The sequence below is a fragment of the Streptomyces sp. NPDC001270 genome (assembly GCF_042896695.1).
Taxonomy (GTDB): Bacteria; Actinomycetota; Actinomycetes; order Streptomycetales; family Streptomycetaceae; genus Streptomyces.
In genome coordinates this window covers 19,728-35,048 of record NZ_JBIAXM010000056.1, presented here as the reverse complement: position 1 = coordinate 35,048, position 15,321 = coordinate 19,728, and the positions used below count along the sequence as shown (strand labels likewise).

Here is a 15,321-nt window from a genome sequence, read left to right as displayed (position 1 = left end):
CCTACCCACACCCCTCCCCCCTCAACACCCCCCCCCCTGTCGGGGTGCGGGGGGCGGCGGGGGCGGCGGGGGGGGGGGGGCGCGGCCGCCCGCCGCCCGCCGCCCCCCCCCCCCCCCCCCGCCTGCGGACTCCTCGTCGACTACCTGGCCGACTACTTGGGGGTTCCGAAGTCCTGGGTCCAGTAGCTGCCCGGCTGCGAGAGACCGACACCGATCTCCTTGAAGCCGCAGTTGAGGATGTTGGCCTTGTGCCCGGGGCTGGACATCCAGGCCGACATCACCTGCTCGGGAGTGGAGAAACCGTAGGCGACGTTCTCGCCGTAGGCGCTCCAGGTGTAGCCGGCCTTGGTGATGCGGTCGCCCGGGGAGGTCCCGTCGGACCCGGTGTGCGACATGTTCTTGTGGGCCGCCATGTCGTCGCTGTGTGCCTGTGCGGCCTTCGTCAGGGTGTCGTTGAGCTTGAGGTCCGAGCAACCCGCCTTGCCGCGTTCGGCGTTGACGAGTTCGAGGATGCGGTCGGCGGTCGCGGACCCGGTGTCGGTGGCCGACGGACTGGGCGAGTCCGTGGCCGACGGGCTCGGCGAGTCCGCGGGCGTGTCGCTCGGGGCGGGCGCGGCCGTCGGCGCGCTGGGCTCGGGGGCCGGCTCGCTGGGCGGCTTCGGCTTCCAGTGGTGGTGGTGCGTCGGCTTCGACGGTGGCCCGCTCCAGGGTTCGGGGGCGCCGGTCTGCGACGTGTCCGGCGCGGCGGTCGGCTGCCCGGGCGCACCGGCCGGGGGCTGCTCGGGGGCGCCGCCCGGTGCCTGTGGCGCACCGCCGGGGGCCTGCGCGGCGCCGCCCGGGGCCTGCGGTCCACCGGCCGGAGGCCGGCCTGCCGCCCCGCCCCGGCCGCCGCCCCCGGGAGCGGGCCACTGCTGGTTCGCGCCCTGGTTCCAGTCCCGATGCCAGGTGTTGTTGCTCCACCAACCCGTCCCCGCGGCGTTCGCCGCGTTGCCGGACTGCTGTCCCGAGCCGCCCGGACTCGGCCAGTCGGCGCGGGCCATGGCGGCGGACGGTACGCCGACCACGCCCACGGCGAGGGCGGCGACGAGTATGCGCCGGTATGTGTTGCTCTTGCGATGGTTCCCCATGCGTGACCTCACTCGGTGATCGCCGAGCGCCCCTTGCGCGGCTGACTCGCTGCGTGGACCCGCCCCCGGACGGCGGCGATGTCGTGCGCGTCGATTCTCAGGAGAGATTCATTTGCGGCGCAAAGGGCCTCGGTACTACCGCACCTCGTAGGCGGCACGCCTCTTGTCAGGGCATTGCGGCCGTGCAGGGCCGCCTTTCGCTTCCGGCCCTGACATCCGTCGACCCGTCAGAAACCATTTGCTGCAAAGGATGCGATGGGTATGGGGAGCGAACGAGGACGGCTCATTTCCGGTCGGGGCGGACACAGGTGTCAAGACGGACAAATCCAGAATGTCGCCGGACCGGCGCCTACTATCGAGGAGGGCTAATTCCCGGAGTGGCTGTGATACATATCACGGAACTATGGGTTTCCTGTCCCGTCGGCAGTGTCCGGTTCAGGTCCGCGCGGTCAGTCCTTGCGGCCCGTCGCGGCCACGGTCACCCCGAGTCCGATCATCGCGAGCCCGCCGACCCCGCCCACCAGTGAGAGCCGGCGCGGGGAGCGGGCGAACCAGTCCCGTGCGGTGGCGGCGACCAGCCCCCAGACGCTGTCCGAGGCGATGGCGATGACGTTGAAGACCACTCCGAGCAACAGCATCTGGGCCGGCACATGGCCCCGGCCGGGTTCGACGAACTGCGGCAGGACGGCCGCGAAGAACACGATGGTCTTCGGGTTGGCCACCCCGACCGCGAATCCCTCCCACAGCGTGCGCAGGCTCCCCCGGCCGGCCTCGTCCGCGGTGAACGCCGCCCGCAGGGAGCCGCGCTGCCGCCACGCCCTGACGCCGAGATACACCAGGTAAGCGGCGCCGGCCAGTTTCAGCACGGTGAAGACGACGACGGAGCGCTCCACGACGGCGCCGATCCCCAGCGCCACGGCCACGATGAGCACGTACGCCCCCAGTGTGTTCCCGAGGACGGTGGTCAGCGCCGCGCGACGCCCGTGCGCCAGCGCCCGCCCGATGACGAACAGCACGCTGGGCCCGGGAATGACGATCAGTACGAACGACATCGCGGCGAAGGCGAGCAAGCGGTCGGCAGACACCATGCACCCCATGCAAGCACGCGCCGCTCGCCACGGTCAGCCGGTTTTCCGCCCCCTGCCGGGGCGGCGGACAAGGCGGCGTGAAGGGCCGTGTGCCGCGTACAGGACCGGCCGTCAGCGGGAGCGAGCGGCCAGGGCTTCCCGCAGCCGGTCCGCCGTCTCGGCGTTCTGCTCCGGGGTCGGGGACAGCACGCCGTGCTCCGACATCAGCGCGTGGAACTGCTGCCGCTCGTAGGGCACTCCCGGCGGCAGCCCCGCGATGTGCCAGTGCAGATGGGCGTTGCCCTGCTGGCTGCCCAGCGAGAGCAGATACGTCCGCTCCGGCGCGAAGACCGCCTCCACGGCCGAGGCGACCCGGTGCACCACGCCCATGAGCCGGCCGAACGCCACTTCGTCCAAGTCCCGCACCACATGCTCGACATGGGCCTTCGGTGCCACCAGCACCTTGCCGGGCAGGGTGGGCCACCGGTCCAGGAAGGCGAGGTGGGCCTCGTCCTCGTACACCACCTCGTGCCGGTACGCCGGATCCCCGGCCACCTGTGCGCAGACGAAGCACGGCCCGGTCCGGGACCGGGCCGCGTACGTCCGCAGGTCCATCGCTGTCCGCTCCATCCCGGCCACCCCTCCTCGACGGTCCGCACCCCGGTCACGGGACCCCGGAAATACGCGGCTCCAGTGGCCGAGTCTGCCATCGGCCGGGCGCGGAGGGGCGGCGGTCAGAAGGAGTCGCCGAACCAGTGGACGGCGCCGGGCGCGGTGACCGTGGCCCGGACGGCTTCGCGCGGGGCGAGCAGGGGACGGGCCATGCCGGTGTACTCGGTGACCGCTTCGGCCGCGGGCAGCAGCCGGCGCACCGCGCCCCGCACCTCCGGGATGTCGGGCAGTCGTACGACGGCCTCGGTGCGGCCCGCCGCCCGTGCGCGGTCCGCCACGGCGGCCAGCAGGGCGTGGGCGGTTCCGGCCGGGGCGGGGCCGGTGAGGGCGATCTCCACGATCTCGGTCCGGTGCGCGGGCAGCCGGGCGACCACGAAGCCGCCCGGCTCCGCCGTACCGCCCCCTCCGGTGGATTCGGTGACCAGGGTGAGGCACGAGTCGTCGTACCAGCGGGGGATCCGGCAGCGCCAGTCCTCCGCGGTACGGAGGGTGGTCAGCGGCCGTTCCCGGTCGAACCGTTCGCGCAGGGCCATGAGCCGGGGCAGGTCGTCGGGGCCGGCGGTCCGGATGCCGGGGTGTCCCGGGACGGCGACGGCGGCCGGGAGGACACCGTGCCAGGACGGCGCCGGGAACGTCTCCCAGCCGGCCGACCGGTAGACCTCCGGCGTCCCGGTGAACAACAGCGACCAGGCGCACCCGTCGGCCGCCATCGCCTCGGCCGCCGCCGTCATCAGCCGTCTGACCAGGCCGCGTCCGCGCGCCCGGGGGAGCGTGGCGACGCTGCCGACACAGCCGACCCTCTACACCGGCAACGACGACGCCATCGTCACCGACCTGCTGACCCCCTACCGGACCCGCGGCGGCGCCCTGCGCTGGTTCGCCGGCGGGCTGCTCGGCCAGTGGGCGGTGTGGACGCACACCGCGGTACGGCTGCTGGCGGAGGTGCGCCGGGCCCGGGCGGGCGACCACGCCCTCACCGTCGAACTGCTGCGCCGCGCGCCGCAGCTCACCGAGGCCAACGCGGCGGTGTTCGACGTGCGCGGCGGTTTCCGCGGCTGCATCGCCGGGGTGCACGAGGTGCTGCGCCGCCAGGGCCTGCTCGCGGGCACCTGGTGCCTGGACCCGGCCGAGCACCTGTCGCCCGGACAGGCCGACGAACTGACCCGGGTCTGCAAGGCCCACCCGTGGGTCACCGACGACGCGTTCGTGGCGGAGCACCTCGATGACTGGCTCCGCTGACCTCACCGCCGGGCTCGCTCCCGGCGCACGGGTACCGACCGTGGTGGCGGTGCCCGAAGCGCTGCGCGCCCAGCTGTTCACCCCTCGCCGCCTGGCAGCGGCTGTGCTCCGTGGCGGACGTGACCGTACTGGAGGACCACACGGACCGGGACGCGCTCGCCGCCGTCCTCCCGTCCGCCCGCGTCCTGGTCACCGCCTGGGGCACCGCCCGGGTCGACGCCGAACTGCTCGCCGCGGCACCGCGGCTGGCGCTGCTCGCGCACACCGGCGGCGCGATCAGCCCGTACGCAGGGCAGGAAGTCTTCGCCCGCGGCGTCCGGGTCACCCAGGCGGGCGCCGCCATGGCACGCTCGGTCGCCGAGGTCGCGCTGGCCTTCACCCTCGCCCTGCTGCACCGCGTCCACCGCTTCGACCACGCCCTGCGCGGCGGCGCGGACTGGGACCGGGCCTCGGCGGCACCACCGCGGCACGAGATCAACGGCTGCCCGGTCGGCGTGATCGGCGCATCCCGCACCGGGCGCGCCTACATCGCGCTCGCCACGGCCCTCGGCGCCCAGGTGAGCGTCCACGACCCGTTGCTCACCGACCCGGAGGCCGCCCGGCTCGGCGTGCGCAAGCCCGCGCTGGACGACCTGCTCGGGTCGAGCCGCATCGTGGCCGTGCACGCCCCGGCGCTGCCCGAGACCCACCACCTCATCGGCGCCCGGGAACTGGCCCTGCTGCCGGACGGCGCGGGCCTGGTGAACACCGCCCGCTCCTGGCTGGTGGACGAACAGGCCCTCGTCACCGCGCTGCGCACCGGCCGGATCGACGCGGCGCTCGACGTGTACGACACCGAGCCGCTGCCTGCCGACCACCCCCTGCGGCACCTGCCCAACGTACTGCTGACACCCCATCGGGCAGCGGCCACGGTGGAGTGCCGCAAGGCCCTGGGCGACAGCACCGTGGACGAGATCGTACGGTTCGCGACCGGGCAGCCCCTGCTGCACACCGTCGACCGCACCGCCCTCGCCCGCGTCGAGTGAACCCCGGCCCGGACGGGCTCCGTACCGCTCCCGGGCTCTGCCGACCCGCCGACCCGCACGACCACTTGGAGCCGACACATGCGACTGATGAGGATCGGCGCACCGGGCCGCGAACGCCCGGTGGCCGCCACTCCCGACGGCCGCTGCTTCGACCTGTCCGGACTCACCCCGGACATCGACGCCGCCTTCCTCGCCGCCGACGGCATCGCCCGCGCCGCCGCGGCCCTGGCCGACGGCGCCCTGCCCGCGACCGCCATCGCCGGCGAACGCGTCGGACCGCCCCTCGCCCGGCCCGGCGCGCTGCTCTGCATCGGCCAGAACTACGCCGCCCACGCCGCCGAATCCGGCTCCGCGCCGCCCACCGAGCCGATCCTGTTCTACAAGGGGACCAACACCGTGGTCGGCCCCGACGACGACGTGTTGATTCCCCCCCCGGATCCGAGAAGACCGACTGGGAGGTCGAACTCGCCGTCGTCATCGGCCGCACGGCCCGCTATCTCACCGCGGCGGACGATCCCCTGGCCTAGGTGGCGGGCTACGCGCTCAGCAACGACGTCTCCGAACGCGCCTTCCAGCTGGAGCGCTCCGGCGGCCAGTGGTCCAAGGGCAAGAGCTGCGAGACGTTCAACCCGCTGGGCCCCTGGCTGGCCACCCCGGACGAGATCCCCGACCCGCAGCGGCTCGCGCTGCGGTCCTGGGTGAACGGCGAGGCCCGGCAGGACTCCAGCACCGCCGACATGATCTTCCCGGTGGCGGAACTCGTCCGGCAGCTGTCGCAGTTCCTCGTGCTGGAACCCGGCGACGTGATCAACACCGGCACCCCGCAGGGCGTGGCCCTGTCCGGACGGTTCCCCTACCTGGCCGAGGGCGATGTGATCGAGCTGGAGATCGAGGGACTGGGCCGGCAGCGCACCCGGTGCGCCGCCGCCCAGCTCGCCTCGCGCTGAGCCGCCGAACGGCGGCCCGGCGGATGGTCAGTTCAGCGCCGGCGGCCCGGCCTCGGCGGACGTTCCCCACCCGGATGGTTCGGCGCCGACGGTGAAGTCCAGCGCACGCGTCCCCCGCAGGTCGTCCGTCGTCAGATACGTCCGCCCGTACGCGGAGCCGTCGACGCGGGCCGACTGGATGTAGCGGGTGGCGTCGGAGGTGCCCGGCGCCGTCACGGTGAGGGCGCCGTGCGGGTAGTAGCGCCGGTCGAGGGTGAGGTCGACCCGGTCGAAGACGGGCGTGGACAGGCCCCAGGTGTCATATCCGGGCTGTACCGGGAAGATGCCGATGGACGACAGCACGTTCCAGGCCGACATGGTGCCGAGGTCGTCGTTGCCGGTCATCCCGGTCGGGGTGTCGGTGAACAGGGTCAGCGCCGCGTGCACCACGTCGGTCGTCTTCCAGGGCTGACCGGTGGAGAGATAGGTGTACGGGGCGATGAGGTCGGGCTCGTTCTGCGGGTTGTACTTGTCCGCGTTGTAGTACGCGTACGGTCCGTTCACCCACACCTCGCGCGCGGTCTTCGCGGGGTCCTGCACCAACTGGTCGTAGGCGAAGAAGGAGTCCAGCCGCTCGTTGGCCGCCCCGGTGCCGCCGATCAGGTCCACCATGCCGGGCAGGTCCTGCGGTACCAGCCACTGGTACTGCCAGGCCGTGCCCTCGTGGAAGCCCTCGCTCTGCGCCGGGTCGGCCGGTCCGGTGAAGGCACCGGAGGCGTCCCGGGCCCGGAAGAAGCCGGTCGAGGCGTCGAAGATCCTGCGGTAGTTCTGGGCGCGGCCGGCGTAGCGCGCGGCGTCCGCGGTGTGGCCGAGGTCGTGGGCCATCTCGGCGAGCATCGCGTCCGACAGGGCGTACTCCAGTGTCGCGGACGCGCCGTGGTCGTAGTCGGAGTCGCCTGGCTTGGCGTGCGGGCGCCCCTTGACGTAGGGCGCGAAGCCGCCCGCGAGGTACTCCTTGTTCGCCTCGCGGCCCACCGCCGGGGAGTCGGCGGGCGGGACGCCGTCGGCGTTCTTCTTGAGGGCGCGGTAGGCCCGCTCCTCGTAGCCCTTGAGCAGCCCCTGCTGGTAGGCGTTGGTCAGGAACGGGGTGACCGGGTCGCCGGTCATGATGTTCGTCTCGACCGTGCCGTAACCCCACTTGGGCAGCCAGCCGCTCTCCTCGTCGATCTTGATGACCGAGATCGCCATGTCGCGGGCCTCGCGTGGCGCGAGCAGCGACAGCAGCTGGGACTGGGTGCGGTAGGTGTCCCACAGGGACCAGTTCTGGTAGTACGTGAAGCCCTGCGCGCGGTGGATCTTCTGGTCCCAGCCGGTGTACCGGCCGTCGGCGTCGCTGCCGACATTCGGTGCGAGGAAGGACCGGTACAGGGACGAGTAGAAGGTACGGCGCAGGGTGTCGCCGCCGCCCTGCACGCGGACGTCGTCGAGCCGGTCCTCCCACGCCCGCTCGGCCGCGTCACGCACTTGTCGGAAGGAATGGCCGCCCTCGGCACGGAGGTTCACCTCGGCGCCGTGGGCGTCGACGTACGACAGTGCGGTGGTCGCCTCGACGGTCCGGTCCTTGCTGGTGTCGAAGCGGACGTACGCCCCGCCCCGGCCGGTCCTGGATCCGTCGGTGACCGTGCCGCCGTCCCAGGTGCCGTACGCGGTGAACGGCCGGTCGAAGCGGGTGATGGTGTAGACGGTGTACGGCTCGGTGTCCTGGCAGAAGCCGCTGCCGGTGATCTCGGTACGGACCGTCCGGTCGTCCAGGATCTCGACCTTGCCGGAAAGGTTCCGGTGCAGCGACTGTCCGGCATCGAGCAGGACGTTGGCCTTGTCGGTGGCGGGGAAGGTGTAGCGCTGCACACCGGTGCGCGCGGTCGCGGTCAGTTCGGCCTCGATGCCGTCCTTGAGGCCGACCTTGTAGTAGCCGGGGCCGGCCTGTTCCGTGTCGTGGCTGAACTCGGCCTGGTACTTGGCGTTGTCGGTCTCGGTGACGTCGCCGGTGGTCGGCAGCACCGGCAGATCGCCGCCCAGGCCGCAGCCGACACCGGAGAGGTGGACCAGGGAGAAGCCCCGGATGTGGTTCTGGGAGTGGTCGTATCCGGTGTTGTGCCCGGTGTCCGGCGAGAACTGCACCATCCCGAACGGCACGGCCGCACCGGGGTAGGTGTTGCCCTCGTTCTCGGTGCCGATGAACGGGTTGACCAGATCGGTGAGTCGCTCGTTCCGTGCGGTCGCGGCCTGCGCGGAGGGCGCGGCGAGGGCGGCGCCTAGAAGCGCGATCGCCGCCACCGCCGTGCCCGTACGGCGTATGCGCTGGGTCCATCTCATGGGCGTAAGCCCTCCCCGAGTACGTTGGACAACGTTGTCACAATGCAGCGGGGTCATTCTGTGGGTTGTACGTGTACTCGTCAAGAGTGGGTGCGCACGCGTCCGGCGTACCGCATCACGGTGCGTCCGGGCCCGCCGTCCGGGGCGTGCCTGAGTCGCCGGCCCGCCCCGAACGGCCGCGTCCGGGTCAGATCTTGCCGTCGGCGGCCTTCTCGCCGTTCTCGGGGACGAGGAGGATCGGCGTCCGGCTGGCGTGCGCGACGGCGTCGCTGACACGGGGGTTGAAGAGAGCGTCGAGCGAACCGCGGTGGTGCGGGCTCAGGATCAGGAGGTCCGACTGGAAGTCCTCCGCGGTGCCGGCGATGGTGGGAGCGATCTGGGTGGTCAGGCCCACGGCGAGGGTGCCCTGAGCGTCGACACCCGCGTCACGCAGCTCGGCGACGGACTCGTCGAGGACGGCCTTGGCCTCCGCCTCGTCCTCCAGGGGGACGACGGCGGCGAGCGTGGCCTCGGACGCCGCCATGTGCAGGACGTTGACCTTGGCGCCGGTCAGCCCGGCCAGCTCACCGGCCAGCCGGAGAGCGGCGTGCCGGTTGGGGCTGGCGTCGACGGCGACAAGGATGCGGTGGAACATTGCTCTCTCTTTTCTCTTCCGGACACCTGACGGTGATCGATCAAGGACCAGAACAACGGAACGGCTCGAATGTGTTCCGCCCGGCCGGCCGGTTTCCCGGATCGTGGCCTGAGGTTCACTCGGACCCGCCGCCCGCCGCGAGGCGTGGCCCCGGCGGCCGGTCGCCGCTCATCGGCCGGGCCGGCGGACCAGGAGGTCGGCGACGACCGGCCGGTGGTCCGACGCCGTGGTCGCCACCGCACGCACACCGGTGACGCTGATCCCGGACGAAACGGTCACGAGGTCGATACGGGAGACCGGGTCGACAGCCGGGTAGGTCTTGCCCCCGTTCGGCGCGGCGTCGGCCAGCGGGCCCCACAACTCGGCCAGTTCGGGCGCGGTGGCCTCCGCGTTGAAGTCGCCGACGAGGACCTTCGGCCCGGAGTCCGCGGTCAGGACGCCCAGCATGTCGTCCACCTGGGCCCGCCGGATCGCGGGATCGGGGCGGTAGTCGAGGTGGGTCGAGTAGAGGTGCACCATGGTGCCGTGGGCCCGGACCGTCACCTCCGCGAAACCGGGCGCGGGGGCGGGCACGGGGTCGGGGTCCTGGGTGGAGAGCCGGGTGATCTCGTGGTTCTCCGCACCGACCACCGGAAGGCGGCTCAGCACCGCGACCCCGAACTGCCGCTGCTCGGTGTTCTCCGTGGTGGGCGGCAGGTCGTAGATCGGGGCGAAGAAGACATGCATGTGGAGTCGTTGCGCGAGTTGCCCGGCCTCGTCCGCGAAGTCGCTGCGAGCACCCCAGTGGACATCGACCTCCTGGAGCCCGATCACATCGGCATGGAGATCCCGGATCGCCTCCGCGGTCCGGTCGAGGTCGAAGACCTCGTCCTGCCCGGCTCCGGCATGGATGTTGTACGTGGCCACCCGCAGCGGGACGGGAGGCGCGGCGGATTCCGCCGAGGCGGCGCCGGGCGATGCCGCGCCGAGCGTGGCGGCGGCGCCGAGCAGGGCGGCGAGCAGGGCGCGAGTGGACCGTCGGGTGCTGCGATTCACACAAACCTCCGGATCAGAGTGCGGTGGGCCCGCGGCGGACAGGGCACGAGGTGTGCGGGACGAGCGGGGGTGAGTATGCCCCGGGAGACGTGTGGCAGGCCCGGCCGTCGGCCGCTTCCCGGGGTGTGTCGCCCACGCGGGGTGGGGGAGCCCGTGGCGATCAGCCACCGTAGGCAGCGGCCGTGAACCCTGCGCTCCCAACCGATGACGGTTCGCGGACAACCGGACAATGGGGCTGCGTGGCTGTTCCGTTGCCGGGTTGCCCGGCTGTGCGGCTGTGCGGTCGGCGAGTCGGCCACCGTCATGGGACGAGCACGCTCGACGTGCCCGAGGTGGTTGCCGGCCGTTCGGTTCTCGGGAGCCCGGTGTGCCGTATCCGGCGCCGTGGCGGCGGCCATGGAGTACCCGGCTCCGGTCCGCTCGGGCCGGGCCACGCTTCGTCCGGTGCCGTTCTCCGCTGCCCCCTGCGCACCGCGGCCCCGGCGGCGCCGCCCTCCGTCGGTCAGGCGCTCCGCCGACCCGTCACCCGTCACAGCTTGCGGGCCACCGCCCCGTACCGGGCGATGTCCCGGTCGTCGGTGACCGGAGGAGCCCGCCGCGTCCGGGCGCCGGTGGTGCACCTGCGAAAGGCCGGGCGCGACCAGTTCGAGGCCGGCGAAGAACTCCTGGGCCCCGGCGCGGGCGCGCAGTCGCACGGGCATGCCGTGCGCCGCGAATTCCCGTGCGACACGGTGCATTTCCCCCGGTGTGAAATCGTCGGTCCCGACGGACATCGCCGGACAGCTGCCGGGAACCGGGGGTTCAAGGAGACGGCGGACGACACCTATGGCGTCGTCCTCGTCCAGGGCGAAGTGCGCGGCGCCGACGACGATCAGCACCACGGGGCGGCGTGGATCGGGCGTCGCCCGGAATTCGGGTGCGTGGTCAATCGCTACCGGGTCGTGCATATCGGTCTCGACGCAGGCCGTCGCCTGCTCCGCAGAGCTGGACAGCAATGCCCGGGACAGTGTCGGCACGATCGGGTGGTCGTCCACGTACACGACCCGCGCGACGGCGCCGCGGACTGCGCGATGTCATGCAGGTTCGGCGGGGCGGGGATGCCGGTGCCGAGGAAATGCCGTATTCCGGCTTCGTCGCACAGCCAGGTCACCCCCCGGTTCGTGAACTGACGGTCGGCCCGTATGTGCACCGGCAATGCGGGCCATTCCCGCATCATGGCGTCCCCGGCCTTTTTGTCCGCGGGAGAGAAGTCCTTGCCCCCGACGACGTGGTCACAGACGCGCGCCGCGTGCGCGATGCGGTGTCGATCCGTTCGGCAGGCCATCCGCCGTCCGACGCGTCCGTCGCTCCCGTCACACCTGCGGGTCAGCTCCAGAACGCTGTGGGCGCGCTGCGACACACGTCAGAGCGTCTCCCGCAGGGTGGTGAGGAGGGCCTCGGTCCGGCGTGCCGAGGCGGCCTGCGCACCGAGGCGGTCCAGGGCCTCACGGTGGGCGACGACGTCCTCGGCCTTGTCGAGGCTGGCGGAGCCGGTCAGCCCGAAGCGCCAGACGATGTCGGGCAACTCCCTGGCCCGGAACCGGAAGAGGTGGAACGCGCCGGCGTGCATCGCCGGATGCGGTCCGTTCAGGAACGGCATGATCTGCACGGTCACATGGGGCAGCCGGTTCACGTCGATCAGGTGGTCGACCTGGGCGCGCATGACGGCCGGGCCGCCCACCGGCCAGCGGAAGACCGTCTCGTCCATGATCACCCACAGGTGCGGTGGTGCCTCGCGGGACAGGAGGTGCTGCCGGCGCAGGACCAGGGCGACCCTGCGCTCCGTCGTCTCCTCCGTCTCGTGCGGGGCGTCGGAGCGGGCGAGGGCCCTCGCGTAGTCCTCGGTCTGGAACAGGGAATGGACGAACTGCGCCTCATAGCCGCGGATTTGCTGGGCCGCCTGCTCCAGGCTCAAGTAGGAGGGCAGCCAGTCGGGGACGACGTCCCGGAATTCGTGCCACCAGCCCTGCCCGTTGGCCTGGCGCACCGACTGCAGGAATTCGTCTATCTCCTGCGGGTCCGTCACACCGTAGATCCGCAGGAGCTTTTCGGTCTCGGCGAGACGCAGCCGTGCCACCTTCGCCGCCTCCATGCGGCGAATCGTCGAGTGACTCACCCCGATCGCGGCGGCGGCATCCTCGAAACTCAGACCGGCCCTGCTGCGCAGTTCCTCCAACTGCTTTCCGAGGATCATCCGCAGTACGGAGGGTGCTCCGCTCCAGTCGGTTGCCGACGGCATGCCATTCCCCTCAGGGGCGAACCCGAAACAGATCGATCTCTCCACATCCAGTAAAGCACGTTCTGTCATTCTGAAATGTGCAGAGTGCTGGTTGCAGAAATGGTGCGTCGGTGCGAGGGTGGTCTGGTCACATTTGACCGCCGAAGGCCGGGCACGACCACAAATCAGCCCGGGTTTCGCGTCGGACCGACGCGATGAGGATCCGTCCGACAACGGCGCAGTCAGGCGAAGGGTGAACTGCGATGGTCCCGTTCCCGCTCCCGCATCCGGACACGGGACAGGCGGCTCATGGGCCGGCCCCCCGCTCCGAGGAGTTCGGCCTGCCGGCCGGCGCCGCCTGTGTCGCGCAGGCCCGCTGTCTCGTCGGCACCCTGCTGGCCGGCTGGGGGCTGGCGGACGAACCGGCCGACGACGCGATCCTGGTCCTGTCGGAACTCGTCACCAACGCCATCGCCCACTCCGGCGGCAGCCGGATCGTCTGCCGCGTGCGCGTGCTCGGTGACCGGGTGCGCATCGAGGTGGAGGACGAGCGGCGCGGCGCGAGCGTCCCGGCGATGCGCGAGCCCGGCACCTATGACCAGGGCGGACGCGGGTTGCTGCTGGTCAACAGGCTCAGCGACGCGTGGGGCGTGGACGAGGCGGCGAACGGCACGGGCCGCGTCGTCTGGGCGGATCTGCCCAGCGGGGGCGGCCGGGCACACGACTGATCGCCGGGCCTGCGTACGCGACCGCCCGGGGAGACGGTGCCTCGGCACGCGCGGCCCCGGCCGGGAGAGCGGGCGACCGCCCGGGAGGGCGGCCGGGCCACCGCAGCCGACCGGACGGCGACCGGTGAGAAGGCCGGAAGGACGGAGCCGAGGACACCGGGACGGTGCGTGCACGGCCCGCTTTCCTTCCCCTGGGCCCGGTACTACACCGGGCTCCGGCCTCCCTTCACCCGCGCGGCGAACCGCAGCGCCACCGAACGCCACACCTGGGCGGCGGCCGGGTCCCGCTCGGTGGCCACCCGGTACAGCTCCGCCCGGTCCATCCCGTACCGGCGCAGCCGTTCCTCGGACCACTCCGGTATGCGGTCCGGTCCGGCCTCGGGATGGAACTGCACGCCCCAGGCCGCCTGACCGACGCGGAACGCCTGGTACGGGCACCGCTCGCTGCCGGCCAGCCAGTGCGCCCCAGCGGGCAGCCGTACGACCGCGTCCACGTGGTTCTCCAGCGCGGTCGGGTGCTCCGGCAGCCCCTGGAACAGCGGGTCGCGTGCCGCCTCCGGCCGCATCGTGAGCACGGTGCTGCCGAACTCCGGCTCACCGTGCTCACCGGCCACCTTGCCACCGGCCACCTGCGCGAGCATCTGCCCGCCGAGGCAGATCCCGAAGACGGGCACCCCGTCCGCCAACGCCTGCCGCATCAGGTCACGGGTCCCGGCCAGCCACGGGGCCCGCTCGTCGTCGTCCGGGAGATACCCGCCGCCCAGCACCATCAACGCCTGGTGCGAGAGCCGAGACGGCACCGCCTCGCCCGCGTCTGCGCGTACCACCTCGGCCTCGACACCGGCCTCCGCGAGCCATCGGCCCCAGCGTCCGGGTCCCGCCTGTGCGCTGTTCCGCACCACCAGCACTGTGGCCGCACCGCCCATGGCCGCCCCACCCCTTTCCGGTCTCCGCCGGTCCGCTTGATCGTCCGGGTCATTGTCGCCCCCGGCACAACACGGTGCCGGTGCCGACCGGGCGGGGTGCGTGCGGTCAGCCGACGGCCGGGGGCCGCTGGGCCTTGCGGCGGGGCGCGGCCTGGTGGCCGTCGGGGGCCGTCGACCACTGCAGGAGGAAACGCAGCGAGTCGTGCGAGGGGGAGCCGGGCTCGGTGGTGTAGGCGACGAGCTGCTGGTCGGGGTGGGTCTCGACGGAGAACTGCTGGACGTCGAGCGTGACGGGGCCGACGACGGGGTGGCGGTAGGTCTTGGTGAGCTGCCGCGGCCCGCGGACCTGGTGGCTGGCCCACCAGGTGCGGAAGTCGGGATCCTGGACGCTGAGTTCGCCGACGAGTGCGGTGAGGGCCGGGTCGTTGGGGGTGCGGCCGGCTTCCATGCGCAGGACGGCGACGCATTCGCGGGCGGCGCGCGGCCAGTCGTCGTAGAGGGCGCGGAAGTCGGCGTCGAGGAAGGTGAGGCGGATGAGGTTGCGTTCGGCGGGGGGCAGCGCGGCGAAGTCGGTGAGGAGGGCGGCGGCCGCGGGGTTCCAGGCGAGGACGTCCATGCGGCGGCTGAGGACCATGGCCGGGATGTCCGGCATGGTGTCGAGGAGCTGCCGCAGGCGCGGTGCCACCTCGGGCCGTCCGGGGCGGCGGGCCGGGGCGGTGGGCGCGACGTCGGCGACGGTCAGCAGGTAGGCGCGTTCGTCGGGGGCCAGCTGGAGCGCGTCGGCGAGGGCGTCGAGGACGGGGCGGGAGACCCGGCGGGTCCGTCCCTGTTCGAGGCGGACGATGTAGTCGACGCTGACGTGCGCGAGCTGCGCCAGTTCTTCGCGGCGCAGGCCGGGCACCCGGCGCAGCCGGCCGTCGTCCGGCAGACCCGCGTCCCGGGGGTCGAGGGCGGCGCGGCGGGAGCGCAGGAATTCGCCCAGTTCATGGGTGCCGGATTGGTGGGTGCCCTGATGTTCCATGACACCAGTGTCCGTGCCGGGCCGGTCGTGTGCCTGGTACTGGTACGCACAGGCATGGCCGTCCGCCGCGGCCGGGCGGTGGCCGACGCGACGGCACGCGGGTGGCCGGGCGCCCCGGAAGGACACCGGACTCGTTCCGACCCGGCCCCGTGCGCCGCCGGGCCAGGCCGGTTTCTCCGGCACCGACGTGGGCGGGACCGGTCGCGGACGGCCCGTGGCGGCCCCGGCCGTGCGCGCGCACGCCGGACCCCCGGGGCGGTCCCGCCCATGCGTTTTCGCACGTACGGA

The 15,321-nt window shown here is 72.6% G+C and carries 11 protein-coding genes and 4 pseudogenes; 4 read left to right on the top strand and 11 right to left on the bottom strand.

What is annotated here, in order from left to right; genetic code table 11:
- Positions 1 to 152: 152 nt before the first annotated feature.
- The 4 genes and pseudogenes from ACFY2B_RS43450 to ACFY2B_RS43435 form a co-directional block, all read right to left on the bottom strand.
- Positions 153 to 1,127 (bottom strand): CAP domain-containing protein, encoded by a 975-nt coding sequence (locus ACFY2B_RS43450; RefSeq protein ID WP_390768599.1) that lies wholly within the window; start codon positions 1,125 to 1,127, stop codon positions 153 to 155.
- A 449-nt stretch (positions 1,128 to 1,576) separates the two neighbouring features.
- Complete coding sequence (locus tag ACFY2B_RS43445) at positions 1,577 to 2,215, bottom strand: LysE family translocator (protein WP_390768598.1); 639 nt, start codon at positions 2,213 to 2,215, stop codon at positions 1,577 to 1,579.
- Positions 2,216 to 2,326: 111 nt separating this feature from the next.
- The gene (locus ACFY2B_RS43440) at positions 2,327 to 2,824 is read right to left on the bottom strand and encodes an HIT family protein (RefSeq protein ID WP_390768597.1); all 498 of its coding nucleotides are present in this window, start codon (positions 2,822 to 2,824) and stop codon (positions 2,327 to 2,329) included.
- Between the two features lie 104 nt (positions 2,825 to 2,928).
- Positions 2,929 to 3,615: pseudogene (locus ACFY2B_RS43435) on the bottom strand (GNAT family N-acetyltransferase); the annotation flags it as partial.
- A gap of 49 nt (positions 3,616 to 3,664) precedes the next feature.
- Between ACFY2B_RS43435 and ACFY2B_RS43430 the strand changes: the two are divergent.
- The 3 genes and pseudogenes from ACFY2B_RS43430 to ACFY2B_RS43420 form a co-directional block, all read left to right on the top strand.
- A pseudogene (locus ACFY2B_RS43430) lies at positions 3,665 to 4,105 on the top strand (dihydrodipicolinate synthase family protein); the annotation flags it as partial.
- A gap of 119 nt (positions 4,106 to 4,224) precedes the next feature.
- Complete coding sequence (locus ACFY2B_RS43425; protein WP_390768596.1) at positions 4,225 to 5,130, top strand: hydroxyacid dehydrogenase; 906 nt, start codon at positions 4,225 to 4,227, stop codon at positions 5,128 to 5,130.
- 78 nt (positions 5,131 to 5,208) lie between these two features.
- Positions 5,209 to 6,077: pseudogene (locus tag ACFY2B_RS43420) on the top strand (fumarylacetoacetate hydrolase family protein).
- Between the two features lie 27 nt (positions 6,078 to 6,104).
- On the opposite strand, the gene ACFY2B_RS43415 reads toward ACFY2B_RS43420, so the two are convergent.
- From ACFY2B_RS43415 to ACFY2B_RS43395, 5 genes and pseudogenes are all read right to left on the bottom strand, one after another.
- On the bottom strand, positions 6,105 to 8,432 hold the full coding sequence (locus ACFY2B_RS43415; protein ID WP_390768595.1) for a GH92 family glycosyl hydrolase: 2,328 nt from the start codon (positions 8,430 to 8,432) through the stop codon (positions 6,105 to 6,107).
- A 187-nt stretch (positions 8,433 to 8,619) separates the two neighbouring features.
- Positions 8,620 to 9,066 (bottom strand): universal stress protein, encoded by a 447-nt coding sequence (locus ACFY2B_RS43410; protein ID WP_390768594.1) that lies wholly within the window; start codon positions 9,064 to 9,066, stop codon positions 8,620 to 8,622.
- Between the two features lie 168 nt (positions 9,067 to 9,234).
- Positions 9,235 to 10,101: an endonuclease/exonuclease/phosphatase family protein gene (locus ACFY2B_RS43405; protein WP_390768593.1), complete on the bottom strand. Its 867-nt coding sequence runs from the start codon at positions 10,099 to 10,101 to the stop codon at positions 9,235 to 9,237.
- Between the two features lie 529 nt (positions 10,102 to 10,630).
- Positions 10,631 to 11,409, bottom strand: a pseudogene (locus ACFY2B_RS43400) (SAM-dependent methyltransferase).
- Between the two features lie 94 nt (positions 11,410 to 11,503).
- Entirely contained in the window at positions 11,504 to 12,379 is an 876-nt protein-coding gene (locus ACFY2B_RS43395) for a helix-turn-helix domain-containing protein (protein ID WP_390768592.1), read from the bottom strand.
- A 242-nt stretch (positions 12,380 to 12,621) separates the two neighbouring features.
- Between ACFY2B_RS43395 and ACFY2B_RS43390 the strand changes: the two genes are divergently transcribed.
- Complete coding sequence (locus tag ACFY2B_RS43390) at positions 12,622 to 13,086, top strand: ATP-binding protein (protein WP_390768591.1); 465 nt, start codon at positions 12,622 to 12,624, stop codon at positions 13,084 to 13,086.
- A 203-nt stretch (positions 13,087 to 13,289) separates the two neighbouring features.
- Here the strand turns inward: ACFY2B_RS43390 and ACFY2B_RS43385 are convergent, their stop codons facing one another.
- Both ACFY2B_RS43385 and ACFY2B_RS43380 read right to left on the bottom strand, forming a co-directional pair.
- Entirely contained in the window at positions 13,290 to 14,012 is a 723-nt protein-coding gene (locus ACFY2B_RS43385; protein WP_390768590.1) for a type 1 glutamine amidotransferase, read from the bottom strand.
- Between the two features lie 106 nt (positions 14,013 to 14,118).
- Positions 14,119 to 15,033: a helix-turn-helix transcriptional regulator gene (locus ACFY2B_RS43380; RefSeq protein WP_390768589.1), complete on the bottom strand. Its 915-nt coding sequence runs from the start codon at positions 15,031 to 15,033 to the stop codon at positions 14,119 to 14,121.
- Positions 15,034 to 15,321 lie beyond the last annotated feature (288 nt).